The 26,498-nt window shown below is 56.9% G+C and carries 23 protein-coding genes and 2 pseudogenes; 15 read left to right on the forward strand and 10 right to left on the reverse strand.

Translation table 11 applies throughout. From position 1 onward, the window contains the following. Positions 1-303 precede the first annotated feature (303 nt). The 3 genes from ACA075_RS07290 (at position 304) to ACA075_RS07300 (ending at position 2,421) form a co-directional block, all read left to right on the forward strand. On the forward strand, positions 304-1,425 hold the full coding sequence (locus ACA075_RS07290) for a beta-ketoacyl-ACP synthase III (protein WP_219095162.1): 1,122 nt from the start codon (positions 304-306) through the stop codon (positions 1,423-1,425). A 154-nt stretch (positions 1,426-1,579) separates the two neighbouring features. Continuing rightward, positions 1,580-2,191, forward strand: a complete 612-nt coding sequence (locus ACA075_RS07295) for an RNA polymerase sigma factor (protein ID WP_497297917.1) — start codon at positions 1,580-1,582, stop codon at positions 2,189-2,191. Continuing rightward, on the forward strand, positions 2,185-2,421 hold the full coding sequence (locus ACA075_RS07300) for an anti-sigma factor family protein (protein ID WP_094468599.1): 237 nt from the start codon (positions 2,185-2,187) through the stop codon (positions 2,419-2,421). Before ACA075_RS07295 ends, ACA075_RS07300 begins: the two co-directional genes overlap by 7 nt. A 126-nt stretch (positions 2,422-2,547) precedes the next feature. Here ACA075_RS07300 and ACA075_RS07305 read toward each other — a convergent pair whose 3' ends face one another. Beyond that, on the reverse strand, positions 2,548-3,864 hold the full coding sequence (locus ACA075_RS07305) for a putative porin (RefSeq protein ID WP_497297918.1): 1,317 nt from the start codon (positions 3,862-3,864) through the stop codon (positions 2,548-2,550). Between the two features lie 283 nt (positions 3,865-4,147). On the opposite strand from ACA075_RS07305, the gene ACA075_RS07310 reads away from it, so the two are divergent. After that, complete coding sequence (locus ACA075_RS07310) at positions 4,148-5,272, forward strand: GNAT family N-acetyltransferase (protein ID WP_497297920.1); 1,125 nt, start codon at positions 4,148-4,150, stop codon at positions 5,270-5,272. Positions 5,273-5,287: 15 nt separating this feature from the next. Here the strand turns inward: ACA075_RS07310 and aqpZ are convergent, their stop codons facing one another. The 5 genes and pseudogenes from aqpZ to ACA075_RS07335 form a co-directional block, all read right to left on the reverse strand. Then, on the reverse strand, positions 5,288-5,983 hold the full coding sequence (gene aqpZ, locus ACA075_RS07315) for an aquaporin Z (RefSeq protein WP_497297921.1): 696 nt from the start codon (positions 5,981-5,983) through the stop codon (positions 5,288-5,290). A 364-nt stretch (positions 5,984-6,347) separates the two neighbouring features. Beyond that, entirely contained in the window at positions 6,348-8,180 is a 1,833-nt protein-coding gene (locus ACA075_RS07320) for an ABC transporter ATP-binding protein (protein WP_497297922.1), read from the reverse strand. 85 nt (positions 8,181-8,265) lie between these two features. Beyond that, positions 8,266-8,826 (reverse strand): peptidylprolyl isomerase, encoded by a 561-nt coding sequence (locus ACA075_RS07325; RefSeq protein WP_497297923.1) that lies wholly within the window; start codon positions 8,824-8,826, stop codon positions 8,266-8,268. Between the two features lie 3 nt (positions 8,827-8,829). After that, a pseudogene (locus ACA075_RS07330) lies at positions 8,830-9,635 on the reverse strand (alpha/beta fold hydrolase). A gap of 14 nt (positions 9,636-9,649) precedes the next feature. After that, complete coding sequence (locus ACA075_RS07335) at positions 9,650-10,573, reverse strand: PA3225 family LysR-type transcriptional regulator (protein ID WP_010462050.1); 924 nt, start codon at positions 10,571-10,573, stop codon at positions 9,650-9,652. Positions 10,574-10,622: 49 nt separating this feature from the next. On the opposite strand from ACA075_RS07335, the gene ACA075_RS07340 reads away from it, so the two are divergent. The 3 genes from ACA075_RS07340 to ACA075_RS07350 all read left to right on the forward strand — a co-directional run bounded on the left by ACA075_RS07340 (position 10,623) and on the right by ACA075_RS07350 (position 13,059). Then, positions 10,623-10,937: a 3-phosphoglycerate kinase gene (locus tag ACA075_RS07340; RefSeq protein ID WP_219095155.1), complete on the forward strand. Its 315-nt coding sequence runs from the start codon at positions 10,623-10,625 to the stop codon at positions 10,935-10,937. Positions 10,938-11,173: 236 nt separating this feature from the next. After that, a complete protein-coding gene (locus tag ACA075_RS07345) occupies positions 11,174-11,773 on the forward strand; it encodes an FMN-dependent NADH-azoreductase (RefSeq protein WP_102594234.1) in 600 nt (199 codons plus the stop codon). Positions 11,774-12,192: 419 nt separating this feature from the next. Continuing rightward, complete coding sequence (locus tag ACA075_RS07350; protein WP_497297924.1) at positions 12,193-13,059, forward strand: carboxylate/amino acid/amine transporter; 867 nt, start codon at positions 12,193-12,195, stop codon at positions 13,057-13,059. Between the two features lie 107 nt (positions 13,060-13,166). Here the strand turns inward: ACA075_RS07350 and ACA075_RS07355 are convergent, their stop codons facing one another. Beyond that, positions 13,167-14,465 carry a mechanosensitive ion channel family protein gene (locus ACA075_RS07355; protein WP_497297925.1) on the reverse strand — a complete coding sequence of 433 codons (1,299 nt, stop codon included), beginning with the start codon at positions 14,463-14,465 and terminating at the stop codon, positions 13,167-13,169. Positions 14,466-14,658: 193 nt separating this feature from the next. Between ACA075_RS07355 and ACA075_RS07360 the strand changes: the two genes are divergently transcribed. After that, the gene (locus ACA075_RS07360) at positions 14,659-16,005 is read left to right on the forward strand and encodes a DEAD/DEAH box helicase (RefSeq protein WP_008153197.1); all 1,347 of its coding nucleotides are present in this window, start codon (positions 14,659-14,661) and stop codon (positions 16,003-16,005) included. A 231-nt stretch (positions 16,006-16,236) separates the two neighbouring features. Here ACA075_RS07360 and ACA075_RS07365 read toward each other — a convergent pair whose 3' ends face one another. The 3 genes from ACA075_RS07365 to ACA075_RS07375 all read right to left on the reverse strand — a co-directional run bounded on the left by ACA075_RS07365 (position 16,237) and on the right by ACA075_RS07375 (position 17,963). Continuing rightward, positions 16,237-16,836 (reverse strand): hypothetical protein, encoded by a 600-nt coding sequence (locus ACA075_RS07365; RefSeq protein WP_497297927.1) that lies wholly within the window; start codon positions 16,834-16,836, stop codon positions 16,237-16,239. A gap of 12 nt (positions 16,837-16,848) precedes the next feature. Next, entirely contained in the window at positions 16,849-17,433 is a 585-nt protein-coding gene (locus ACA075_RS07370) for a papain-like cysteine protease family protein (protein ID WP_497297928.1), read from the reverse strand. Positions 17,434-17,687: 254 nt separating this feature from the next. Then, a complete protein-coding gene (locus ACA075_RS07375; RefSeq protein ID WP_497297929.1) occupies positions 17,688-17,963 on the reverse strand; it encodes a hypothetical protein in 276 nt (91 codons plus the stop codon). A 261-nt stretch (positions 17,964-18,224) separates the two neighbouring features. Between ACA075_RS07375 and ACA075_RS07380 the strand changes: the two genes are divergently transcribed. From ACA075_RS07380 to ACA075_RS07410, 7 genes and pseudogenes are all read left to right on the forward strand, one after another. After that, on the forward strand, positions 18,225-19,940 hold the full coding sequence (locus tag ACA075_RS07380; RefSeq protein WP_497299208.1) for a ShlB/FhaC/HecB family hemolysin secretion/activation protein: 1,716 nt from the start codon (positions 18,225-18,227) through the stop codon (positions 19,938-19,940). Continuing rightward, entirely contained in the window at positions 19,871-20,875 is a 1,005-nt protein-coding gene (locus tag ACA075_RS07385) for a hypothetical protein (RefSeq protein WP_497297930.1), read from the forward strand. The genes ACA075_RS07380 and ACA075_RS07385 overlap by 70 nt, the downstream gene beginning before the upstream one ends. After that, complete coding sequence (locus ACA075_RS07390; RefSeq protein ID WP_497297931.1) at positions 20,872-21,723, forward strand: PoNe immunity protein domain-containing protein; 852 nt, start codon at positions 20,872-20,874, stop codon at positions 21,721-21,723. The genes ACA075_RS07385 and ACA075_RS07390 overlap by 4 nt, the downstream gene beginning before the upstream one ends. Positions 21,724-21,948: 225 nt before the next feature. Next, positions 21,949-24,045, forward strand: a pseudogene (locus ACA075_RS07395) (DUF637 domain-containing protein); the annotation flags it as partial. 8 nt (positions 24,046-24,053) lie between these two features. Beyond that, positions 24,054-24,473 carry a hypothetical protein gene (locus ACA075_RS07400; protein WP_497297932.1) on the forward strand — a complete coding sequence of 140 codons (420 nt, stop codon included), beginning with the start codon at positions 24,054-24,056 and terminating at the stop codon, positions 24,471-24,473. A 613-nt stretch (positions 24,474-25,086) separates the two neighbouring features. Continuing rightward, on the forward strand, positions 25,087-25,662 hold the full coding sequence (locus ACA075_RS07405; RefSeq protein WP_497297933.1) for a hypothetical protein: 576 nt from the start codon (positions 25,087-25,089) through the stop codon (positions 25,660-25,662). A 54-nt stretch (positions 25,663-25,716) separates the two neighbouring features. Further along, positions 25,717-26,067 carry a hypothetical protein gene (locus tag ACA075_RS07410; protein WP_497297934.1) on the forward strand — a complete coding sequence of 117 codons (351 nt, stop codon included), beginning with the start codon at positions 25,717-25,719 and terminating at the stop codon, positions 26,065-26,067. The last annotated feature ends 431 nt before the right edge of the window (positions 26,068-26,498 follow it).

The following is a 26,498-nucleotide window of genomic DNA, read 5'->3' on the forward strand; positions in this document are numbered from 1 at the left end:
TCGGTGTACCTGATATACCGAAGTTGCAGGTTTTGGGGTGGCTTCGCCACTCAACGGGGATAAATCCCCTCGCCACATAGGTTCACTCAGGTCCGCCGTTGCGCTTGCAAATGGCGCCAAACCCCAATGTTTATGGCAAACTTCGCGCCTATAAACGCCGGCCCCGCGGTTTTGAGCCTCTGAAGGTTCGGGCGGATCGGAATAAAGCGATGCCAGGTGTGCTTCCCGTGACGGAAACAGACCCTTTGTGTGTTGGTACGTCGGTGCCAACGCTTTCTGCCTGAACAGATTAGAGAAACGACCATGCATAACGTCGTCATCAGCGGCACCGGCCTGTATACCCCGGCCAACAGCATCTCCAATGAAGAGCTGGTGCAGTCTTTCAACGCTTACGTCGCGCAATTCAACGCCGACAACGCTGACGCCATCGCCCGTGGTGAAGTCGAAGCGTTGACCGAATCCAGCGCTGCGTTTATCGAAAAAGCTTCCGGTATCAAAAGCCGCTTTGTCATGGACAAGGACGGCATCCTCGACCCGCAACGCATGGCGCCGCGTCTGCCTGAGCGTTCCAACGACGAATGGTCGGTGCTTTGCCAGATGGCCATCGGCGCAGCCGAACAGGCCTTGCAGCGTGCCGGCAAAACCGCCGCCGACATCGACGGCGTTATTGTGGCGTGCTCCAACCTGCAACGCGCCTACCCGGCCATTGCCATCGAAGTCCAGGAAGCGCTGGGCATCCAGGGCTTCGGTTTCGACATGAACGTGGCCTGCTCCTCGGCGACCTTCGGCATCCAGGCCGCCACCAACAGCGTGCAACTGGGCCAGGCCCGGGCGATCCTGATGGTCAACCCGGAAGTCTGCACCGGTCACCTGAACTTCCGCGACCGTGACAGCCACTTCATCTTTGGCGACGCGGCGACGGCGGTAATCATCGAGCGTGCCGACCTGGCGACGTCCAAGCATCAGTTCGACGTGGTCAGCACCAAACTGCTGACCAAGTTCTCCAACAACATCCGCAACAACTTCGGCTTCCTCAACCGCGCGGCGGAAGAGGGCATCGGTGCCAAGGACAAACTGTTCGTACAGGAAGGCCGCAAGGTGTTCCGCGACGTCTGCCCGATGGTCGCCGAGCTGATCGCTACGCACTTGGAAGAGAACAAGCTCAACGTCGGTGACGTGAAGCGCTTCTGGTTGCACCAGGCCAACCTCAGCATGAACCACCTGATCGTCAAGAAACTGCTGGGCCGCGAAGCCACCGAAGAAGAAGCCCCCGTGATTCTCGACACCTACGCCAACACCAGTTCCGCCGGGTCGGTGATTTCGTTTCACAAACATCAGGACGATCTGGCCGCCGGCTCCCTGGCCGTGCTCAGCTCGTTCGGCGCGGGTTACTCGATTGGCAGCGTGATTTTGCGCAAGCGTTGAGAGCAACGGCTGTCGTTCTTTCTTCTGATTTGCGGTGGCTTTTCCTACAGCCGAAACAGTCGGGACGCTGTAACTTTCGGAAATGACAGCAGGACGTTGCCGACGGCGACGCCCTGCTGACTCATTTTTCGAGATCAGGACAAGGGGTTTGTGAATGGCGGCTGACGACGCGCAACTGCTGCAACGATTGCTGGCAGGCGAACAACAAGCCTTCAAAGAGTTGGTCAGCACTTACCAGAGCCCGATGCGTGCAGTGGCTTATGCGATCGTCGGCAGCCGGCATGCTGACGAGGTGGTGCAGGACGCGTGGCTTTCTGTCGTGCGCAATCTGAGCAAGTTCGAGGCGCGTTCGAGCCTCAAGACCTGGTTGCTGACCATCACCGCCAATGCGGCGAAGGGCCGTTACAAGCAGAACCGTCGCGAGGTGCTGCTTGATGACCTTCCATCGCCCCATGGCACCGTTGATGACGATCGTTTTTCAGCTGCAGACGGCCACTGGCTGGTGGCACCGTTCGCCTGGCATCAGGACACCCCGGAAGCGTTGCTCACCCAAAACGAGCTGCGCGAATGCCTTGAGCACACCTTGCTGAGCTTGCCGGAATTGCAACGCAGTGTTCTGTTACTTCGCGAACGTCAGGGCCTGGAGCTGGAGGAGATCTGTAATCTTCTGGAAATCTCGCTCTCCAATGTTCGCGTGCTGCTGCATCGGGCACGTTTGAAGGTCTTTGCGACCGTAGAACACTTTGAGGAAACCGGTGAATGCTGACCTGTAAGGAGCAAGTGGCACGTTCCAGTGATTATCTCGATGGCCAGTTGAGCTTTCGGGAGAAATTGCTGGTGCGGCATCATTTAATGTTCTGCCCCAATTGCCGGCGGTTCATTCGTCAGATGCGTTTGATGCAGGCGACGCTGCGTGCGATGCCGGAAGAAGCGGTGCCGGATGTGGACAAGATCGCCGAGCGTCTGGCCGCTGAACGTCTCAAGGATGTTCCCTGACCGGTAAAAGCCGGGAAGAGAAGCAGACTGGCGTGGATGAATCGAACGGATGATGGGGATCGATTCACCCACGCCAGGCTGAAAGCGCCTCGGGCATTCCATGGCCCGAGGCGTGTTGCGCGGTGTTTAGAACTTGGCTTCGGCATCCAGTTGCAGGGTGTTGATGTCCGAGTCCTTGAGCGTGGCGTTGGTGTAGTCCGAGTTAGCCATGAAGTACGTCGCGCCGAGGTTGAAGTTCTTGTCCAACTCGTAGCTCACTTTCAACTTGCTGCCGCGCGAACCGGTGAAACCGTTGGCGAAGTCGGAGTCGGTGAAGGCACCGACCACGGCGTTACGCTGTACGTCGCGATAGTTGTAGTCCACGGCGAAGCCATAAATCTTGGTCTTGATACCGGCTAGCCAAGCAGAGTCCTGATCGTTGCTGGCATCTTTGTTGTTGACGTACTGACCGTACAGCGAGAGCGGCAGTGGCAGGCCGCCGATGTCGAGCTGACCGAAGCCTTCGTACAGCTTGAACTGTTCGTTCGGGCTGTTGCCGTTGATAGCCAGTTGCCCTGGGATAACGCCAGCGACCGGGGTGATGTCATCGTCGTTGTCGTAGCCGTAGACGCTGCCGCCCAAGGTGAATTTCAGGTTGTCGGTGAGGGCGAAGCGCGCACCCAACTGGCCGGCGTACAGGCGCAGGTCGTGTTTGAACTGCACACCGTCGCCGTCGACGTTGTCCTTGAGGGTGTAGTGGCCGGCGCTACCGAACAGCTCGGTGCTGGCGCCCAGTGGGTATTTGTAAGACAGGGACAGACCTTCCGGGCTGATGTCGCTATCCCAGATGACGTCGCCCATGCTCACCCATTGCTGTGGCATCTTGCCGCCCACGACGTGCAGGTTTTTGGCGAAGTCGGGGTGGTAGTCGACGTAACCCTGGTCCAGCCAGATCTGCTTCTTGTCGAAGTAGTTGTCCAGGCTCTGGTTGGTGGAGCGTGGGTCGTCGTTGTTGCCGGTGGCGATACGGATACCGGTGTCCACTTGCGGGTTGATTTCGGTGTAGGCACCCAGGCGGGCACGGATGCGCTGGCGATCCTGGTCTTTGTTGTTCGAAACGCCATCGTTGTGGACGGTTTCCTGACGGAAACGCACGTCGCCCTTGAATTGGGTCTTGGCGGCCCAGGCCAGTTTCTGGTCGAAGGTGCTCAGTTCATTGGTTTTCTTCGCGGTGGCCGCGATCTGCTCGTTGGTCTCTTGCTGAGCCTGACGGGCGATTTGCTGGTCTTTCTGATCCCTGGCCAGCTCGGCTTGCAGTTCGCTGTATTGCGCGTTGGTAATCGAGCCGTTTGCCTTAAGCATGTCGAGCAGTTTGGCGTCGACTGCGGCACTGGCCGGAACGCTCATGGCCAGCAGCAGACCGCCACACAGGGCCGCCGCAGTTTTCGTGGAAGCAAGACGCATATCAATCTCCGAAGATGTAAGGGGATGACTGAGCCATCCGGGACACAACCGACCGTTGATGGACGGAAACAGTGGCCGGGTAGAACCCGACGCTCTAAAAACTGGCGCCAGTATCGCGATGGTTTATTACAGAGCAGTGGCAAAGTGATGGCGTATCGATGACGATACAGAGTCGGTCTGAACTTTTGATCCAGAGCCCTGTCGGCGCTTTTGACGGATGTTTAATGGCGGGCGATAGGCGATACTCGCCGGGCTGTTACGCGAAGAAGTAGAGAGGGTGTCAATGCCGCTGCAACGTCTGGAAAGCCTGTCCGATATTGGTCCGCGCACGTGGGATGCTCTGGTGCCGGATAATCAGCCGTTTCTGCGCCATGCCTTTCTCAGTGCACTGGAAGACAGCGGCAGCCTCGGGCCCCATTCCGGCTGGCAGCCCGAGCATCTGTTGCACCTCGAAGAAGGGCGTCTGATCGCCGCGTTGCCCAGTTACCGCAAGTGGCATTCCTACGGCGAGTACGTGTTCGATCACGCCTGGGCCGATGCCTGCGAGCGTGCCGGTATCGACTATTACCCCAAGCTGTTGACTGCGGTGCCGTTCAGCCCGGTCAGCGGGCCGCGGTTGCTGGCGCGGAGTGTCGAGGACGGTTTCGAGCTACTGAAGAGCCTGCCGGGTTACCTTGAGATCGAAGAACTCTCCAGCGCCCACATCAACTTCACCGACCCTTTCACCGACGCAGCATTGGCCGAACAACCCGGCTGGTTGCAGCGGATCGGCTGTCAGTACCACTGGCAGAATCGTGGCTATCGGGATTTTCAGGACTTCCTCGACGTTCTCAGTTCGCGCAAACGCAAGCAGATGCGCAAAGAGCGCGAGCAAGTGGCGGGGCAGGGGATTGAGTTCGAATGGCTGGAAGGCAAGCAACTGGATCAAGCGCAGTGGGATTTTGTCTATGCCTGCTATGCCAATACCTACGCCGTGCGTCGGCAAAGGCCCTATCTGACGCGGGAATTTTTCAGTCTACTGGCTGAGCGCATGCCCGAAGCCATTCGCGTGGTGCTGGCCAAGCAAGGTTCACGACCCGTCGCCATGGCCTTCAGCCTGGTGGGCGGCGACAGTTTTTATGGGCGTTACTGGGGCTGCCTGGCGGAGTTCGACCGTTTGCACTTCGAGACCTGTTTCTACCAGGGCATGGACTACGCGATTGCCAACGGCTTCCAGCGTTTTGATGCCGGCGCCCAGGGCGAACACAAGTTGATTCGCGGCTTTGAACCGGTGATCACCCATTCCTGGCATTACTTGCGTCATCCTGGACTGAAAGCCGCGGTCAAAGACTTCCTGCACCAGGAGCGTCTTGGGGTGTTGGCCTATGCCGAGGAAGCGAGGACCGCGTTGCCTTATCGGCAAGCATGATCCTCGCCTGTGGCCTCAAGTGCCTTCCTTGCCGAGCCAGCGATAGGTCACGCCACCGATCACCGCGCCCAGCAGCGGTGCCACCCAGAACATCCACAATTGCGCGATGGCCCAGCCGCCGACCATCAACGCCGGACCGGTGCTACGGGCCGGGTTGACCGAAGTATTGGTGACGGGAATCGAGATCAAGTGAATCAGCGTCAACGCCAGCCCGATGGCAATCGGTGCAAGCCCGGCGGGCGCACGTTTGTCGGTGGCGCCGAGGATGATCAGTACGAACATCGCGGTCATCACCAGTTCACAGACAAAGCTTGCGGCCATTGAGTACTTGCCCGGGGAGTGTTCGCCGTAGCCGTTGGAAGCCAGGCCGGCGGAGAGATCGAAGCCTTCCTTGCCGCTGGCGATGTAGTAGATCAGCGCGGCGGCGATAATGGCACCAATCACCTGGGCGATGATGTACGCGGGCAACTCCCGCGCCGGAAACCGACCGCCGACGAACAGGCCGACGGAGACGGCTGGGTTGAGGTGACAACCGGAGATATGGCCAATGGCGAATGCCATGGTCAACACGGTGAGACCAAACGCGATGGCCACACCCAGCACCCCGATCCCGAGGGGCGAAGACGCAGCGAGCACCGCACTGCCGCAACCGCCCAAGACCAGCCAGAACGTACCTAACAACTCAGTGACTGAACGTTTGAACAGCGACATGAGAGTGTCCTTGATAGGCGACCTATCGAGACTGTATCGCGTGATGCATCCTGCAGGTTTACGACAGGCTCATTTCCAGAACCTTGGCTGAGTACAGCAGGGTTTCTGCGGATTTCCAGCGGCCATGAAAAAACCGCCAGGGCCTGTGGTTAGCAGGCTGTGGCGGTTTTTTTGGTGGAATTAGAGGGCTCTTGTGGCGAGGGAGCTTGCTCCCGCTGGACAGCGAAGCTGTCCCCATGGCAAAAACTCCGTTGTGTCAGAAAAACCAGGCTGCTTGAAATTACGACTGCTGCGCAGCCGAGCGGGAGCAAGCTCCCTCGCCACAAAAGCTCACTCCCACAGGTTCAGTGGCGATCTCACGATATCAATCGATACCGACAAACCCGCCCGTCTGGTGCTGCCACAGCCGCGCATACAATCCACCATGCGCCAGCAGCTCGGCGTGGGTGCCGGTTTCGGCGATCTTGCCTTTTTCCAGCACCACCAACCGGTCCATCCTGGCGATGGTCGATAGCCGGTGGGCGATGGCGATTACGGTTTTGCCCTGCATCAGGGTTTCCAGACTTTCCTGGATCGCCGCTTCGACTTCCGAATCCAGTGCCGAGGTCGCCTCGTCCATGATCAGGATCGGTGCGTCCTTGAGCAGCACACGAGCAATCGCAATCCGCTGACGCTGCCCGCCGGAAAGTTTCACCCCGCGTTCCCCCACATGCGCATCGAAACCGGTACGGCCTTCGGCGTCCGACAGCAAAGGAATGAATTCATCGGCGCGCGCCTTGTGCACCGCTTCCCACAGCTCGGCGTCGGTGGCATCGGGTCTGCCGTAAAGCAGGTTGTCGCGAATCGAACGGTGCAGCAACGAGGTGTCCTGAGTGATCATGCCGATGCGCTCGCGCAGGCTTTCCTGACCGACTTCGGCGATGTTCTGGCCGTCGATGAGGATTCGCCCGCCCTGCACGTCATAGAGGCGCAGCAGCAGGTTGACCAGGGTCGATTTGCCGGCGCCGGACGGTCCGATCAAGCCGATTTTCTCACCGGGCTTGATCGTCAGGTTGAGGTCGCCAATGATCCCGCTCTTCTTGCCGTAGTGGAAATCCACGTGTTCGAAGCGCACTTCGCCACGGGGCACGGTCAGCGGTTTGGCCTGATCGCGGTCGGTGATGCTGACCGGTTGGGCGATGGTCCGCAAACCGTCCTGGACCATGCCGATGTTTTCGAAGATGCCAGTGACCACCCACATGATCCAGCCGGACATGTTGACGATGCGGATCACCAGGCCTGTCGCCAGGGCAATCGCGCCCACCGAGATCAGCGACTGCGTCCACAGCCACAGGGCCAGGCCGGTGGTGGTGACGATCAGCAGGCCGTTCATGCTGGTGATGGCCACGTCCATGCTGGTGACCACGCGCCCGGCCAGTTGCGCTTTTTCGGTTTGCTCCTTGATGGCTTCCTTGGCGTATTGCTGTTCATGGTTGGTGTGGGCGAACAGCTTCAAGGTGGTGATGTTGGTGTAGCCGTCGACGATCCGTCCCATGAGTTTGGAGCGCGCATCGGAGGATTGCACCGAGCGGTCCTTGACCCGAGGCACGAAGTAATAAAGTGCGCCGATGAACCCGGCGATCCAGGTCGTCAGCGGGATCATCAGGCGCCAGTCGGCTTCGGCAAACAGCACCAGCGCGCTGATGGCGTAGATCAGCACATGCCACAGGGCATCCACCGCTTGCACGGCGGAATCGCGCAGGGCGTTGCCGGTCTGCATGATGCGCTGGGCGATGCGCCCGGCGAAGTCGTTCTGGAAGAAATTCAGGCTCTGTTTGAGCACGTAGCGGTGGTTCTGCCAGAGAATCAGGCTGGTCATGCCGGGGTTCAGCGTCTGATGCACCAACAGGTCGTGCAGACCGAAGAAAATGGGTCGCAGAACCAGGGTCACCACCACCATCCAGGTCAGCTCAAGTGCGTGCTCCTGGAAGAAATCCGGGTTCGGCGTGCCTTGGGCCAGGTCGATGATGCGGCTCAGGTAGTTGAACAGCGCGACTTCGATCAAGGAGGCGAACAGGCCGACAATCAGCAGGGCGGCGAAACTCGGCCAGACCTGCTTCAAATAATAGGTATAGAAGGGGAGAACCCGATCTGGCGGAGCCGCCGTCGGAGCGTCGCGGAATATGTCGATCAGTTTCTCAAAACGGCGATAAAGCATCAGTTCTCCGCCCGCGCACGGGCTCTCCTTTAAACGCTATGAGCGGCGCCGGATAGCGGCCGCCGCTCAAGCACTCCTGTGCAGATTAGTCGATGACTTTGGCTGACTTGATGAACACAGGGTCGGCCGGCACGTCTTTCATGCCGCTTTTGGTGGTGGTCTGGGAGTTGACGATGACATCGACCACATCCATGCCTTTGACGACTTTACCGAACACGGCATAACCATCACCGCTGTCGAGGAAATCGTTGTCCTTGACGTTGATGAAGAACTGGCTGGTGGCCGAATCCGGGTTCGAGGTGCGGGCCATGGACAGCGTGCCACGCACGTTATGCAGACCGTTTTTGGACTCGTTCTTGATCGGTGCCTTGGTTTCTTTTTGCTGCATCTGTTGCGTGAAGCCACCGCCCTGGACCATGAAGCCAGGAATCACACGGTGGAAAATCGTGTTGTTGTAGAAGCCGCTGTTGACGTACTCAAGGAAGTTCTTGGTACTGATCGGTGCCTTGACCGGGTCCAGTTCGATTTCGATCTGGCCGTTGGTGGTTTCCAGCAATACGTGCGGCGCCTTGGCGGCGGGCGTTGCGGCCATCAGGTTGGCGGCAAACAGAACGGAGCCGGCGACGAGGGCGATTTTTTTCAGCATGGGTCAGTGATCCTGAGTGAGGGGGTGTCGACTGCGGTGAGAAACTCGAGCAGGGTTTGGTTGAAGCGTTCGGGTTGATCCAGCGGGGTGGCGTGGCGCGAATCGGCGATCACCACCAGCCGCGCATCGGGCAGCAGTTTTACGTAGGTTTCCTTCAGCGAGACCGGCGTGTAATCGCGGTCGGCGCTGACGATCAGGGTTGGACAGGCGACTTTGGAAAGTCGTTCCTGAACACCCCAGCCAACAATGGCATCGAAGCTGGCGAGATAAGCATGTTTGTCGTTTTTTGCCCAGCGCTCAGCCATTTTCTGGCGCAAATCAGCTTGTTCGGGTTTGGGGAACAGCTTGGCGCCCAAGGCCTTGCCGATGGTGCCCAGACTGAGGACACGCATCAGGCTCCAACGCTTGAACCACTGCCAGTAATCGTCGCGGCTGCGCAGTTTGACCTCAGGCGCGCTGTTGACGATGCACAGGCTTTTGAGCATGTGCGGCTGATCCACGGCCAGTTGAAAACCGATCATGCCGCCCATGGACAAGCCCACGTAATGGGTGGGGCCGAGGTTCAGGTGTTCCATCAGGGCGACCAGGTCGGCGCTGAACCCGGCAATGCTGTACCGCTCGCGGGGTTTATCGGAGCGACCGTGACCGCGCACATCCGGCACGATTACCCGGTATCGGGTCGACAGCGCCGGGATCTGCTTTTCCCAGTCCAGGGTGCTGGAACCCAGCCCGTGGACCAGCAGCAACGGCGTGCCGTGGCCATATTCCTCATAGTGCAGGTTGCAACCTTCATGTTCGAAATAGGCCATGTAGATACTCCTTGTCAGGCTTGTTCAGGGGCGGCGAACGGCGCATCCAGCGGCGCGGTGTCGAAGGTACGCAGCAGTTCGATCAGGATTTGCGTCGCCGGGCCCAAGGGTTTGTCCTTGTTCGAATACAGATAAAAGCTCGGGTTGCGGCTGCCGCCCTGGTCCAACGGTAGCAGCTTGAGCGTGCCTTCCTTGAGTTCGCGTTCGATCATGTGCCGGGGCAGCCAGGCGAAACCCAGGCCACTGCTGACAAACGTCGCCGCGGTGGCCAGGCTGCCGACGGTCCAGCGCTGTTCGGCACCGAGCCAGCCGACGTCTCGTGGTTGCTGGCGACCGGAGTCGCGGATGACCACTTGCAGCTGGCTTTCAAGGTCCTGGAAATTCAGTTCGCGGTTGAGGCGATGCAAGGCATGTTCGGGGTGGGCGACCGCGACAAACTCGACGTCGCTCAATTCCGCACCCAGGTAGCCCGGAATGCTGAAACCACTGATGGCCAGGTCGGCCACGCCTTCGAGTAACACCTCCTCGACGCCCGACAACACTTCTTCGCGCAGGCGCACCCTGCAACCACGGCTCTGCGGCATGAACGCGGTCAACGCGCGGACGAGGCGGGCGCTCGGGTAAGCCGCATCGACCACCAGCCGCACTTCCGCTTCCCAGCCTTGCTCCATGTGATGGGCCAGGTCTTCCAGCTGGCTGGCCTGTTTCACCAGTTGCCGCGAGCGACGCAACAACACGCCGCCGGCTTCGGTCAGCACCGCTTTGCGGCCGTCGATGCGCAACAGCGGCACGCCGAGTTGGTCCTGCATACGCGCCACGGTGTAGCTCACGGACGATTGCGAGCGGTGCAGCGCTTCGGCGGCCTGGGCGAAACCGCCGTGGTCGACCACGGCTTGCAAGGTTCGCCATTGATCAAGGGTCACGCGGGGCGCTTTCATGAATAGCTCCTCTTGTCCTAAGCTGGCAGTCCTTATTGGAGACTGCTGAATGAAAAAATTCTGTTGTTTGGTGCTGGCGCTGCTGCCGCTGACTGCGTTTGCTTATCCGATTGACGTGGAGAAAAACCTCAACGGCATGAAGATCGACTACAACGCCTACGACACGGATAACGACATCGCGTCCATTCAAGTCAACAACTACGGCGACACCGATGCGATCTGCAAGGTGGTTTTCAACAATGGTCCGGAAGCGCCGCGCACCCGCTCTATCGAAGTGGCCGCCGGCAAACACAAAAATGCCACCGCCAAGTTCACCCGCTCCATTATCAAGATGCGAATCAACCTGACCTGCACCCCCAAATGACATAACACCCTGTAGGAGCGAGGCTTGCCCGCGAAGGCGGTGTGCCAGTCGACATAGATGTTGAATGACACGGCCCCTTCCCGGGCAACCCTCGCTCCTACAGGTGCAGGGCATGCTCAGCTTATAAACGAATTTATTGATGGGTTATAGCAGTTATTTGCGCTTTTTCATCGATATGACTCTGTTTAACCTTCACTCCATCGCCTTACAGCATTCTCAGATGGAGCCTACATCCCATGTCACGCGTTCTGATCATCGAAAGCAGCGCCCGTCAGCAAGACTCGGTTTCCCGCCAGTTGACCCAGACGTTCATCAGCCAATGGAAAGCCGCTCACCCGAACGACCAGATCACCGTGCGTGACCTCGCCGTCAACCCGGTGCCGCACCTGGACATCAATCTGCTGGGCGGCTGGATGAAACCCGCCGAACAGCGCAGCGACATCGAACAGGTCTCCCTGGAACGCTCCAACCAGTTGACCGACGAATTACTGGCCGCTGACGTGCTGGTCATGGCCGCGCCGATGTACAACTTTGCCATCCCCAGCACCCTCAAAGCCTGGCTCGACCATGTGCTGCGTGCCGGCGTGACCTTCAAGTACACCGAGACCGGCCCGCAAGGTTTGCTCAGCGGCAAGCGTGCCTATGTGCTGACCGCTCGCGGCGGGATCTACGCCGGTAGCACCGCCGATCACCAGGAACCGTACCTGCGTCAGGTGATGGGTTTCATCGGGATTCACGACGTGACCTTCATTCACGCCGAAGGCATGAACCTGGGCGGTGACTTCCAGGAGAAAGGCCTGAACCAGGCCAACGCCAAGCTTTCCCAGGTGGCTTGAGGCTTTAATCGCCAGATAATCCCTTGATGTTCTAGTGGCCTGGCGCAACCCCTTCAAGGCTTTACGCGCATCGAACCTCCCTTTGCACTTGTTGCTCCTGAGTGCTGTTGCCCGATTGAACGCTTTAGCGAGATCGGGCTTTTTTTTGCCTGGGATTTGATGGATCGCACACAGCTCCCTGTGGGAGCGAGCCTTTGTGGCGAGGGGATTTATCCCCGTTCGGCTGCGAAGCAGTCGTAAACCATCGTTTGTGGTGTACCTGACACACCGCGGATTCCGATTTTGGGGCCGCTTCGCAGCCCAGCGGGGATAAATCCCCTCGCCACAATGGATCTCTCCGCAGGGGATTTGTGTGTGGCCGGCTGTCGCGGTGAAGGGAAAAACCCGCTATCGTCGCCGCCATTCGAATCGAGGCGAGCATGGGCTATCTACTTTTTGTCACGCTGATCCAGGCGTTTTCCTTCAGTCTGATCGGCGAGTACCTGGCCGGTCATGTCGACAGTTACTTTGCGGTGCTGGTGCGGGTTTTGTTGGCCGGGCTGGTGTTTATCCCGTTGACGCGCTGGCGTTCAGTCGAGCCGGCGTTCATGCGCGGCATGCTGTTGATCGGCGCGTTGCAGTTCGGCGTGACCTACGTCTGCCTGTACCTGAGCTTCCGGGTGCTGACGGTGCCGGAAGTGCTGCTGTTCACCATCCTCACACCGCTGCACGTGACCCTGATCGAAGATGCCCTGAACCGGCGCTTCAATCCGTGGGCGCTGGTGGCGGCACTGGTGGCGGTGCTCGGCGCGGCGGTGATTCGTTACGACCGGATCAACCCGGATTTCTTCATGGGCTTCCTGCTGCTACAGCTGGCCAACTTCACCTACGCCGCCGGGCAGGTGCTTTATAAGCACCTGGTGGCGCGTCATCCGAGCGATTTGCCGCATTACCGGCGCTTTGGCTACTTCTACCTGGGCGCGCTGGCGGTGGCGTTACCGGCATTCCTGATGTTCGGCAAACAGAATTTCCTGCCTGAGGCGCCGCTGCAATGGGGCGTGCTGATATTCCTCGGCCTGGTCTCGACCGCGTTGGGTTTGTACTGGTGGAACAAGGGCGCCTGCCTGGTGAATGGCGGGACGCTCGCGGTGATGAACAACCTGCATGTGCCGGTGGGGTTGCTGATCAATCTGCTGATCTGGAATCAGCATGAAGAGCTGGGGCGCTTGTTCTTTGGCGGGTCGGTGATTTTGATGGCGGTGTGGATCAGTCGGTTGGGTATACGTAAACCGGCAATCGCACACTGAACCCTGTGGGAGCGGGCTTGCTCGCGATGGCGGTGGTTCAGACAAATCATTGTTGACTGACACGCCGCCATCGCGAGCAGGCTCGCTCCCACATTTGATTTGTGGTGCTACATGATGTGTTTTTCGGGCTCGGGAATGTGGCTCGCGCCTAACATGGCCGGGAGCAACCCGGCCCTTAAATCCCCGCCACTCGGCTGCTGATACAGACTCAACCCGAACTCTGGCAGCACCGCCAGCAGGTAATCGAAAATATCCCCCTGAATCCGCTCGTAATCCGCCCACGCCGTGGTGCGGGTGAAGCAGTAGATTTCCAGCGGAATGCCCTGTGCGGTGGTTTGCATCTGGCGGACCATGCAGGTCATGTTCGGCTGGACCTCCGGGTGACTCTTCAGATACGCCAGCGCATAGGCGCGGAACGTCCCGATGTTGGTCATCCGCCGCCGGTTGGCCGACATCGCCGCGACGTTGCCCTGAGCTTCGTTCCAGGCTTTGAGTTCGGCCTGTTTGCGGCTGATGTAGTCGGTCAGCAGATGCACCTGGCTCAGCTTCAGCTCTTCGTCATCACGGATGAATCTCACGCCGCTGGCATCGATGAACAGGCTGCGCTTGATCCGTCGTCCGCCGGACTGCTGCATGCCGCGCCAGTTCTTGAACGACTCGGACATCAGGCGCCAGGTCGGGATCGAAACGATGGTCTTGTCGAAGTTCTGCACCTTCACCGTATGCAGGGTGATATCCACCACGTCACCGTCGGCACCGACTTGTGGCATCTCGATCCAGTCGCCGACCCGCAGCATGTCGTTGCTGGTCAGTTGCACGCTGGCGACGAACGACAGCAGCGTGTCCTTGTAGACCAACAGAATCACCGCCGACATGGCGCCCAGGCCCGACAGCAGCAACAGCGGCGAACGGTCGATCAGCGTGGCGACGATGATGATCGCGCCAAACACGTACAGGACCATTTTCGTCAGTTGCACGTAGCCTTTGATCGAGCGGGTGCGGGCATGTTCGGTGCGGGCGTAGATGTCCAGCAGGGCACTGAGCAGGGCGCTGACCGACAGCACCAGAAATAGAATGGTGAACGCCAGTGCGACGTTGCCGAGGAAAATCCGGCTGGTTTTGCTCAGCTCCGGCACCAGGTACAGGCCGAACTGGATCACCAGCGACGGCGTCATTTGCGCCAGGCGATGAAAGACCTTGTTATGCCGAAAGTCGTTGACCCAGTGCAGGGCCGGTTGGCGGCCAAGCATTTTGGTCGCGTGAATAATGAGGTAGCGCGCCACTCGTCCGAGGACCAGTGCCACCACCAGCAGCAGGATCAGCGCCAGGCTGGAATGCAGGAGCGGGTGCTGATCGAGGGCACCCCAGAGGTCTTGGACGTTAAGCCAGAGCTGTTTGATATCCATGGGCGAAAACGGTTCTTCTGTAGGACGCGACGGGGCGATTAGAGCATTTAAGACGCTTTGCATGACGTTTGGAGACAAATCAGGCAACAAAAATGCCACTGTTTACCGCCGTTTGCATAAAGAAACTCGGCCTCGGCGCTCGAAACCGTTACCCTATGCAGCTGTTTTTTTGTATTTCTTCGAGGTAGCACCCGTGTTTTCCCAATTCGCCCTGCACGAACGCCTGCTCAAAGCCGTGGCCGAGCTTAAATTTGTCGAGCCAACGCCTGTGCAAGCAGCGGCTATTCCGCTGGCGCTCCAAGGGCGTGACCTGCGGGTGACAGCGCAAACCGGTAGCGGCAAGACCGCTGCATTCGTTTTGCCAATCCTCAACCGTCTGATCGGCCCGGCGAAAGTCCGCGTCAGCATCAAGACCCTGATCCTGCTGCCGACCCGCGAGCTGGCCCAGCAGACCATCAAGGAAGTCGAGCGTTTCGCTCAGTTCACGTTCATCAAGTCCGGTTTGATCACTGGCGGTGAAGACTTCAAGGTCCAGGCCGCCATGCTGCGCAAGGTGCCGGACATCCTGATCGGTACGCCGGGCCGGATGATCGAGCAGCTGAACGCCGGCAACCTCGACCTGAAAGAAGTTGAAGTGCTGGTCCTCGACGAAGCCGACCGCATGCTCGACATGGGCTTTGCCGAAGACGTCCAGCGTCTGGTGGAAGAATGCACCAACCGTCAGCAGACCATGCTGTTCTCGGCCACCACCGGTGGTTCGGGCTTGCGCGAGATGGTCGCCAAGGTCCTGAACAACCCGGAACACTTGCAGCTGAACAACGTCAGCGATCTGAACGCGACCACCCGTCAGCAGATCATCACCGCTGACCACAACCAGCACAAAGAACAGATCGTGAACTGGCTGCTGGCCAACGAGACCTATCAGAAGGCCATCGTGTTCACAAACACCCGGGCCATGGCTGACCGTATCTACGGCCGTCTGGTGGCGCAGGAATACAAAGCGTTCGTCCTGCACGGTGACAAAGACCAGAAAGACCGCAAGCTGGCCATCGACCGCCTGAAGCAGGGCGGCGTTAAGATCCTGGTAGCCACCGACGTCGCCGCTCGCGGCCTCGACGTGGAAGGCCTGGACCTGGTGATCAACTTCGACATGCCGCGCAGCGGCGACGAATACGTTCACCGCATCGGTCGCACCGGCCGCGCCGGCAACGATGGCCTGGCCATCTCGCTGATCTGCCACGGCGACTGGAACCTGATGTCGAGCGTCGAGCGCTACCTCAAGCAGAGCTTCGAGCGCCGCACCATCAAGGAAGTCAAAGGCACCTACGGCGGACCGAAAAAGGTCAAGGCCTCGGGCAAAGCCGTTGGCGTGAAGAAGAAAAAGGTCGACGCCAAGGGCGACAAGAAGAAAACCGGCGCCAAGGCACCGACCAAACGCAAAATCGCCAACCGCCCGAAGACCGACGCTTTGTCGCTGGTCAGCAAGGACGGCATGGCACCGCTCAAGCGCCGCAAGCCGGAAGCGCCGGCGGCTGAATAAAGCGCTGTCAGGTCAGTTAGGTTAGGTACGTCGAACACAACACCTTGTGGCGAGGGAGCTTGCTCCCGCTGGGGCGCGAAGCGGCCCTGAAAGAAGGGACTGCTGCGCAGTCCAGCGGGAGCAAGCTCCCTCGCCACAGGATCCGTGTTGCTCCTCACTGACTGGTATTAGCCGTAGCGATCCAATAAAAAACCCGGACAAGTGTCCGGGTTTTTTTACGTCCAGCGTTTGTCAGCTCCCCAACAGCCCACTGGCATCCGCATCAAAGCGTTGCTTGGCCTGATCCGCCACCGGTTTGAGCAAAGCAAGCAGCGCAGCCTCGCTGTACAGCCGAGTGACCGCCAATTCCCTGGGCGTCGGCTCAATCGGGATCAGCACATCGCTATCGCCGGCATGCAGCCAGATCGCCACCAAGTGCAGCGCCGAAACAAACAGCACCCGCAGCTCAACGGTTTTGCCCTGCAGTTGCGGCGACTGTTCCGCCAGTTTCAACGCACCGACGGTCGCGGCCGCCATGGCCCCGTGGTTCAGCGAGGCGAACTCGACATGGCCGCGGACGTCGGCCAATTGCGCATCAGCAATCGTCACGCCGTCAGAAAACACCAGGTAATGCCAATCGCCAACCTTGGCGTCTTTCAGGCCTTTACCCTGGCTCACGTCCTCCAGGCTGAGCGAGTAACCACGGTAGGCCTCACTGAGGCTGATCTTGCTGGCCGTGGCGTTGGCAAATTGGCGATTGATGCCGAAGCCTTGGGATTGCAGGGCGGCTTGCAGCGCCGGACGCAAGGTCTGTACGCCGTTGGAAGGCGCCTTTGGATAAGTCAGTTGCATGATGTCGCCCTCCTAGTTTTTTACGGTGAAGTAAGTGTTGGTCCAGTTGCCGCCGCCGTTGTAAGAGCCGGGGAACGAGTTCAACGCTCGGGTCGAGTAGCCGTAGATCGAATCTGCGACCAGCACGTAGTTGCCGTTGGTGCCATAGATCGTCAGGAAGTGCGCACCGCCACCGTACCAGGCACAGCGCAAACCGATCGGTCGGCCCATGTTGATCTGGTTCTGGATGGCCGACATCTGCAGCGAGCCCTGGTTCATCCCATTGAAACTGCGGGTGATCCTCAGGGCTGTATCCAGATAACCGTACACGTTGCATGGCCCCGGTTGATTACAGCAGTTGCGGTCCAGCGCGGTGGTGGCCACGCCGCATTGAGTCCAGGACCCGGTGCCGTAATAGTTGCCGACCGAGGCGGAAACGGCTGCCCAACACCAGTTGGTCTGGGTTTGCTTCTGCATCGTGAAGTTGAGGCTGGCAGCGGCCAGTGCATTTAGGGGGGCAGCCGATTCGACATCGGACAGTTGCGGGTTGAGCAGATGACCGGTCAGGCACCTTGGCAGGGTTTCGCCGGTGAATGAAGTTGCTTCAGTGGTTAACATTTTCAATCCTCCATGAGTGAAAACTAGCGTCCAGCTAGTGGGTCTGTAGCGGTGTGGCTGAGCGATCGGCGTGTGCGGTTTGCCATGTTGGATGGCCGGCTCCGATTCGGGCTCGAAGTAACCTTAGGCATGGATATGCGTTTGTGCAAATAATTAAATGCGCTAGTGCAAATTCCAGAACGAAAGAATGGCGCCTGTGACAGCGCCGGAGGAACCGTCGTTGTTTGCGTAGGAGCGATCCGAAGGCCTTGGTTTCAGCTCTCAGCCTTTTTATCCGCCGTCTGCAGCTCTTTCAACCGCTGATCAATCAGCTGGCACTTGTCGGGCAAATCCGCGCTGGCGGTACCCAGATCCATCTTCTGCAACTCATCGTTAATCTCTTTGGCCTTCTTCGGATTCTGTTCCGTGAGCCTGGTCACTTCCTTGGCCAGTTGTTCGCGCTTGGCGGTGGCTTCTTCGGGGGTGCAGGCCCAGGCGGGGAGTGCACAGGCGAGGGTGGTGGCGAGGGTGAGTTTCAGCAGGGTTTTCATATCAGGCCTCGAGTTCCGTGTTGGGCGGTTAAACGGTTGAGGCTGCGGGCTGCTGAAAGTTCACCTGTCTGTAGGGCGCATCGTTCTTCGGAAATAACCCGTCAGCTGTGGATGTTTTTCTTGGTCTTATGAGGACGCGTCCTGCATCCCTGTCGGAAGCGGCTGATTTAGCCATGACCGTTCGTCGCCTAACCTGCTCGAATGGATCCATTATTTGACGCCAGAATGATGGCTCTCTAACATCGCGCACACTATTGTGCTATCAGTCTCCATTTCGAGGGATCGAACACGTACCCAGCCGCCCTCGCGGCGAGGTTGTGCCTGGCTTTGCTGTGCCTTTCTCCGCTGAATCTTGCTCATGCCGCCCCGACTCCAGGGGAAACCGACCTCATCCGTGAACGCCAGGATCGCCTGCTCGAAGAGCAACGTCGGCGTCTCGAAGAGCTCAAGGAGTTACCCGGCAAGGCAGTCAAACCCGCCGCACCGACAGCGCCCGCTGATACCCGTTGCTTCCCGATCAAGGACATCGAGCTCAAAGGCGCCGACAGTCTTTCCGAGCGCGAGAAAAATCGCCTGCTCAAGCCTTACATCGGCCAGTGCCTGGGCGTAACCCAGCTCAATGAACTGTTGAAAGTCATCACCGACCACTACATCGAAAAAGGCCTGGTCACCAGCCGTGCCTACTTGCCGCAGCAGGATTTGTCCGGCGGGCATTTGAAGGTGCTGGTGGTCGAGGGCAAGCTCGAAGGGTTGAAGGGCGCGGAGGGCAGCAAGCTGTCGGACCGCGAGTTGGGCATGGCTTTTCCCGGCAAGACCGGTGAGCTGGTCAACTTGCGGGAAATCGAGCAACTGGTCGATCAGCTCAACCGTTTGCCATCGAATCAGGCACAGATGGAATTGGCACCGGGCAAGAACGTCGGCGGCAGCGAAGTGCTGGTCAAGAACACGCCGCAAAAGCCCTGGCGTGCCGGGTTGTCCCGTAGCAATGACGGCCAGCGCAGCACCGGCGAGCAGCAGTGGGGCACGACGTTTGATTGGGACAGCCCGCTGGGCCTGGCGGATCAGTTGAATCTACGCGGCGGCCACGATGCGATGACCGATCACCAGCACACCTCCAACAATGCGCTGCTCAATTACAACCTGCCGTGGGGCTGGTGGAACTTCAATTACACCTACAGCCAGAGTGAGTACCGCTCGCAGGCGCAAGCCAACGGCTTCAACTTCAAGCAGACCGGTGACAGCGAAAATCATCAACTGCGTGCCGAGCGGGTGATCCATCGCGACGCCGTGAGCAAGACTTCCCTCAGCACCGGCCTGTCGTACCTGCGCACTAACAACTTCATCGAAGACAGCAAGCTCAAGCTGAGCAGCAACCGCATCAGCGAAGCGCAGTTCGGCATCAACCACGGTCGGCGCGTCGGCAGTGCTTTCGTCAACCTTGACCTCGGCATGCAGCAAGGGATCGGCGCGTTCGATGCCCAGGGCAACGGTCACCCGGGTCCCGGTGAACCGGATGCGCGCTACCGCAAATACACCGCCACCGCGAGCTATCTGCAACCGTTCAAGGTGTGGGGCGAGTCGTTCAGTTTCAGCAGCCTGATGACCGGCCAGCGCAGTGAAGACGTGCTGTTCAGCCCGCAGCGCACCAGCCTCGGCGGGCAGTCGTCGATTCGCGGTTACAAGGATCAATCCTTGTCCGGTGACAGCGGTGGTTACTGGCGCAACGACCTGCGCTGGAGCCGTCCGGTAACGCTGGAATGGCTGCGCCCGGTGTTCGCCGAGTATGGCACCAGTCTCGGTTACGACCAGGGCGTGATCCGTGGCGATCGCTACAACGGCGACCAGCACGGCCGTATGGTCAACAAGCGTTATTCACAGCCAAAGGTCAGCAGCTTTTTCGACCGGAAATGTTTGCGGACACGGCTGATCCCAAGTTTTATCAGCAGTTTGTTCAAAGCGGTGTCAGTCGTGAGCTGAGTGCCGGTTTGCTCAAAGAAATGAAGGATTCAGGCATTGAGATAAAAAATGATGCCGTAGATCTAGCAAAGCTAGCCACAGAACACCCTAGCGTCGTGCTGGAGGGCTTGTGGCAAGGCGTGACGGGTCTCCCACAAAGTGTGAAAGATGGGTTTGTGGAAAGTGGTCATGCCATCGGAGAAGGCGCTGCCGTTAGCTTCAATGATGACCTTGCCCAAAAGCTGAACACCATCTATGGACAAGATGTACAGACAGCACAAACCACATTGTTGGCGATTCGTACTTTTGTCGCTGTGTCTGGAGCTGGAAGCGCAGCGAAAGTTGGTGGCAAGTTATCTGAAAAGGCCGCTGAGGCAATTGGCAAAAAGCTGGATGAGGTCATAGACCATTTGGCGGAGCAAGCGTTCATCAAAAGCGGGGGCATCGTTGATAACGCCGGTAACGCATTGATCGATTTGAAATCCCTTAGCAATGATCAGAAACGAGTCATTGGTGAGGTATTTGGTGAGACGACGGTGCGGAAAATAGTGCCTGAAGGCGAAAAACTGGCGAGAATGCAAGGGGCCGGGGATACGGGAATTGACGATTTGTATCGGGTCAATCGTCCGGATGTAGATTACGTGGTTATCGAGTATAAATTTGTAGGTGACGCCAAAAAAGGCGGAAACTCTAGCCTGATAAACACTAATGACGGTAAACAGGGCAGTGAAAGCTGGACGCTGGGTTCGGGGCGGTTGGAAAAGGCAGTCGGCGAACAACATGCTTCTGATGTCTCTCGGGCTATTGACGCAGGCCGCACTGAGACATGGGTTGTAAGAACAGGAGCAGATGGAACGACCGAAATCCAGGTTCTCGATTCTTTTGGTAAGCCAAAACCAGTTGACACTTCCAAAATACTAGCGTCCAAAACAAATCTTTCAGGAGCAAAGCCATGATTCGAGATTCCATGGCACCAGCAGAATATTGGGAAAAATGGACCCTATTTACTGAGGGGAATATTGCTAAAAATCTCACGCAAATTAAATCTCCTCCGAGTAACCCGATTTATAGGCCTCAATTTGTTTGGGATACGTGCAGAGAAATTCTGCGTCTCATGTTTCGGCGCTATTCGCGAGGTGATGCTATATCTGAACTGGAGCCGTTATTCCCAAAGTTACTTGATGCCTGGGAGTTGTCGAATGCTTTGGCCGACGAAGTCTGCGCAGATCATGATCTAAAAACTTGCCGTGACTGGTTATTCGAATTGTCTAATCTCGATCACTATATCTGGTGCTTTTGGTTGATCGGCTTGTCGCTGTCATTGAAAATTCCCGACGACCAATGGGGCCGACTTGTGGCACTCATTGGCGAAGAAGGAAAAGATATATTGTTGGACCGAATTATCGCAAGTCGACAGCCTACACGTGATATTGGTAAGTCACTCTTGCATGAAAAACCGTATGCCCGATTACTTAAGGCTATTGATGAAAAAAAAGAGCAGCAGGCCGTACTGTTGCAAGAATTTGTTAGCGGTTGGTACCTGGAGCTAAATCGACGTGGTAAACAGCAACCATGGTGGTACCACTATGGTGACCCTGCAATACACCCACTGGAAAAAGGAAGTTACTTCGGGCGCTGGTGTATTGAGGCTGTCGCAGCAGTCGAAGCTTTTAAATTAGACGACAGCCTATGTTTGGGCCACCCATACTACCCAGGCGATTTACTGCGCCCAAACGGTCCGAGCACTCATGCGGTTCAATTAGAAAAAAAAAGGTGGAGTTGGCTTAGTTTTTTTGGAATTTAATACAGGCTAAACTTAAGGTGCCCGCTTACTTGTTTTTAAAAATCGGCAGAGTCGCCGATAGATCTTTAAAAATAAACCTCTACGATTTTTGGGACAACGAGCTGAAAACCCGTGTCGGGGTGTTTTTTGCTCCGACCGCGGATTATCTCGACGCCTCCGGCGTGCAGGCCGCGCGCCATATGGCGTTGCGCGCCTCTACAACGAAATTCGCCTCGGGCGATTCCCTTGTCGAAAAAGGGCAGCTTCGGCAGCAGCAAGACCCAAAGGGACGAAGTGACCGATGTGAAAAACATCGGCAGCGAAATCACCACTGGCGGCAACCTGACCCTGGTCAGCGGCGGTGATCAACGCTACCAGGGCGCCAAGCTCAACAGCGGCGGTGATTTGACCCTCGATAGCGGCGGCAGCATTACCTTCGAAGCCGTGAAGGACCTGCATGACGAAAGCCATATCAAGAGCAAAGGCGATCTGGCGTGGACCTCGTCGTCAGGCAAAGGCAACACCGATGAGACGTTGCGCCAGAGTGAGTTGATTGCTCAAGGCCAGATGACAATCAACGCGGTTAATGGCTTGACCATTGACCTTAAAAACATCAACCAGAAGTCGGTGAGCCAGACGATTGATGCGATGGTCAAGTCTGATCCGGCTTTGGCTTGGATCAAAGAGGCTGAGCAACGGGGGGATGTGGATTGGCGGCAGGTGAAGGAGGTTCATGACTCCTTTAAGTACAGCCAGTCGGGTATGGGCCAGGGTGCGATGCTCATCGTGGCCATTATCGTCACTGTGCTTACATACGGTGCTGCTAGTGGGGCTATTGGCGCGGCAGCGGTCGGTACGAGTGCCGGTACTGCCGGAACTGGAGCATTAGCGGCGGCCACCGCTGGAACAGCTGCTGTAGGTGGCGTTGCCGGCACCGCGGCTACCGCTGCGGGTTGGGCCAACATCGCCCTATCCATGGGCGCTGCTTCGCTAGCCTCCACTGGCGCCATCAGCACCATCAATAACAAGGGCAACCTGGGTATTGCGCTGAAGGACACCTTCAGCAGTGACAGCCTTAAGCAAGCGATGATCTCGGCAGGCGTAGCGGGCTTTATGGCAGCCTACGGCCCCGAATGGTTTGGCGGTAAAACCGACCCTACGACAAACACTACCACGGCGGCTGGCTCGGCCGTTGGAGCCATTCCGGACATAACCAACCCAAGTGCCTGGGCCAACTTCGCTGGCATGCAACTGACCCAGAGTGCCTTGACCGGAGTGGCCAACGAAGCCCTGGGTCAAGGCAAGTTCGGCGATGCTATGCAGAGTGCGTTGTACAACATCCTGCAAGCCAGCGCGTTCAACACCGTCGGCGATATGGGATTTGGCAGTGGCAGCGTAGCGAATATAGCCGCCCACGCTTTAACCGGTGGCTTGCTAGCTGAAGCGATGGGTGGCGACTTCAAGACCGGCGCTATGGCCGCTGGGGCCAGCGAGGCCATGGCCAATGTGCTGACAAACGGCATGCTCTCGGGCAACGACGAACAAGCCAAACGCTTGCAACAGGCGGCGGCGCAGATCGTGGGCGTTCTTGCCGCTGCCAGCGTCAATGGCGACGTGCAGATGGGCGCAGACATTGCCAAGAATGGACGTGCCTATAACCACGACTTACATGAGAAAGACGCTGAGCATTTCATCAAAGGAGCTATGGAGGCCTGTCGGAGCAATCCAGGGATTTGCAATACTGGGGTGGATTTCAGCAAACTGACCGCCGACGACATTCTTGCGGCTATGCGGGTTGAAGGGGCCCATGGCGAAGGAATCGCTGGTGTTAAACCGGAGGCGATAGCCTTCATCGACGACTTCATGTTCTCCCTTTTACCGGCGCTGCGCGAGCAGTTGTACAGTCCAACGGCTTCAGAAGCCGAGCGACTGGACGTTGAGCACAAAGCAACGCTCTTGTTGACAGTATTATCGCTGGGACAAGGGGTTCGAAACGTTGGCAACGCGGTCCAAGGTTTTGAAACTGGTGCTGTAGCTGGTGTTGAGGCTGCGAAGTCGGGAAGCGAGGGTGCAAAAGGCGTTGATATACCTCCTATAGTGAACAAACCATTAGGCTTGGGCTCGACGGGTAGAACTACGCCTGCTAACTTGAGTGAACAGCTTGCAATGGAGCAGGCTATTTCAAATCCTGCTGCTGGTCGCCCACTGTCGGTTCCGATGACTGATTCCCGATGGCCGGCAACTGATGGTTGGGTGAAATCGGCGCAAAATATCAATGGAATAGAAATTCACTACGTTAGAAACTCCATTACTGGAGCAATTGACGACTTCAAATTTAAGTGAGTAAACATATGCTTGCCTTTTGCCAGGCTAATCTCGGTAGCGCTATTCCAACAAAGGAGCGCTATTTAGGTGAAGTAGATCAAACTGATTACTCTCCTTTGAACATTGGAGAAAGTTACGTGGTGTATGCGCTGTTGTTTATTTTTAATCGGGTAGATTTTTTAGTACGGGCTCCTGGACAACCTCCTTTTTGGGCTCCGAGCAGTCTATTTCGGCTGGTTGACGCTCGGATTCCAGCAGGCTGGGAGCTTTGTATTACTCAGTTGCGCCCTGGCTATAAGTCTCTTTTTGACGCGTTTAAAATTAGCTATGTGATGGGCTACCCGCTGTTAGTGAATGAGTACGAACATTATGTCGGGATTGTTGAACGAGACCCTGTAGAAGTTCTACGATTTATGGAGGAGGAACTAGAGCACGTATCAAACTGATTTAAAGGTTTGATGGTGCAAAAGACACTGCATCCGGTTTGGTATCTGGGGAAACGAAAGTCATAGGTACTGGTAAACCTGCGGCTAACGATGCCAGCTTTGCAGTTCCCAAAGGTTACACGCAAGAACTTGATGGCTCTGTGACTGGACCTGGGGGCGGGGTCTACAAGGCTACTGGGGCACTGGATACCAGTGGAAATCAGATATATCTGGGGGGTAATGGTAACTACTACACCCTGACTGGGGAGGGCTCAACCAGAATTGTTTCACCTAATCCGTCGACAGATATTGGAGCGACAGGGCAGATTGGAGAGAATGCGCTAAAGTCGCTGGGTGGTCAGTCTCAAGTGTCATTCCAAACAAGCCAAGGAGCACGTTTTGTCGATCAATTGGCTCCCGGCAATATTGCCCATGAATCAAAGGTTGGTTACACCTCACTTGACGCAAGCACAGCGCTTCAAGTGGCTAAAGACGCCGAGTTGCTGAGTCGAGGGATGGTCAATGGGGTAACATGGAACTTTTTCACGAGTCCTGTTACAGGTCGTGTTGGCCCGGCGCCCGCGTTGCTAAAGGCACTTTCTGACGCAGGCATTAAAGTAGTGGTACATTGATTATGAAGTTCACAACAGTTTATACCCCGGTCACGACAGCTTTTGCATCGATGACCAAAAAAGAACTGAGCGATTTTTATGATGAGTTCATACTAAACGTGCCTTACTGTTTGGATGAGCTGATTCAAGCTGTTTGGCAGACCCCCGGATTTGATAGTTGGAGCGCAGACTTCTCTCCGGAATCGTTGGATACACTGGGTGAGTGGCTTGCAACGAAAATTCAAAAAAGAGACTTGAATTCAGAGAAGGTAAGATGTTCGACAGCCGGTCAAGTAAGTCCTGTCGCTTGGGACTTGACCGATGAGGAAAAATCTTTGGCTGTGCAGGTTGGTATGTACTACGGAGAGGTAGCAATTAGAAGCCATCCGTCATTAAGCTGGATGCAATTAAAGGGTAGTAAGAAGCTTGCCGATTACGGCCAGCCTGTAATAGCCGGTCTAAGTAGTATTCCAACAAATCCTGTGAGAGTCGCCAATGCGTTTGCATGTGGTATTGCTGACGGCTCAAGAACCGGTAGCCGACTCCGAGAAACTTATGATTATTGGATGAAAATGATAAGTGATTTGGCAAAAAATTGACCCTGGCTAGTTGGTGCAAAAGCAACAAGTAAGGTAATTGCTGAGTATGGGCCTATGAATCAAGGCCCATTACCTAAAGGAATCGCGGATACATTCCGTAGTGGTACGTATTCAGAGGTTGTTACTCAACAGCCGACCACGTTGTATCGTGTTTATGGTGGAACTGCGCAGGAGCTAGGTGGCTATTGGACCACGACAAAGCCAGCAGGCCCAGTTCAGTCGATTATTGACAGCGCTTTGAATCCCCAATGGGGGAACACTGCTACAAATGTGGTAAAAATTGAAGTTCCTATAGTAACTAAGTATTTTGAAGGCGTAGCTGCTCCTCAAGGTGGGCTGGTTGGCGGTGGCAACCAGGTGCTATTTCCTAAAGATTTCAAAGTTGATACTTCTTGGATAAAATAATGAATGAGTGTAATTGGGACGTAATAGAGGGGTTTTCATCTCCGAATCAGTATGAACGATTTATTGCCTGGATCTCTGAGCAGGTTAAAGCTGGAATGGTAGAACCGGCTCCTGTTCAGGAAAGCTATGCGGGGCCAGGATTTGAAGAAAAGTGGTTCAAATGCATAGTGTCAAATGAAACGTGGAGATTGGTTTCTCCCCAAGATCCATTTCACGGTTATTGGGGGCCAGTGTAGAAAAAAACCGGTTATTGAGTTGGTGCAAAAGGCGGAAGCGCGGTAGCGGATGATTTCTTTGCAGGTACGAAATACACAGATAAAGTGTTAGGTCAGATCAAGACTGGCGATCTTCATGGATTCCCGGAAAGTGTCACAACTTTCCAAGGGGCCGGACAGGTGACGAAGATCACAGGGGGAGATGGTGTGGTAAGA

This window comes from Pseudomonas sp. LBUM1663 (assembly GCF_059695905.1).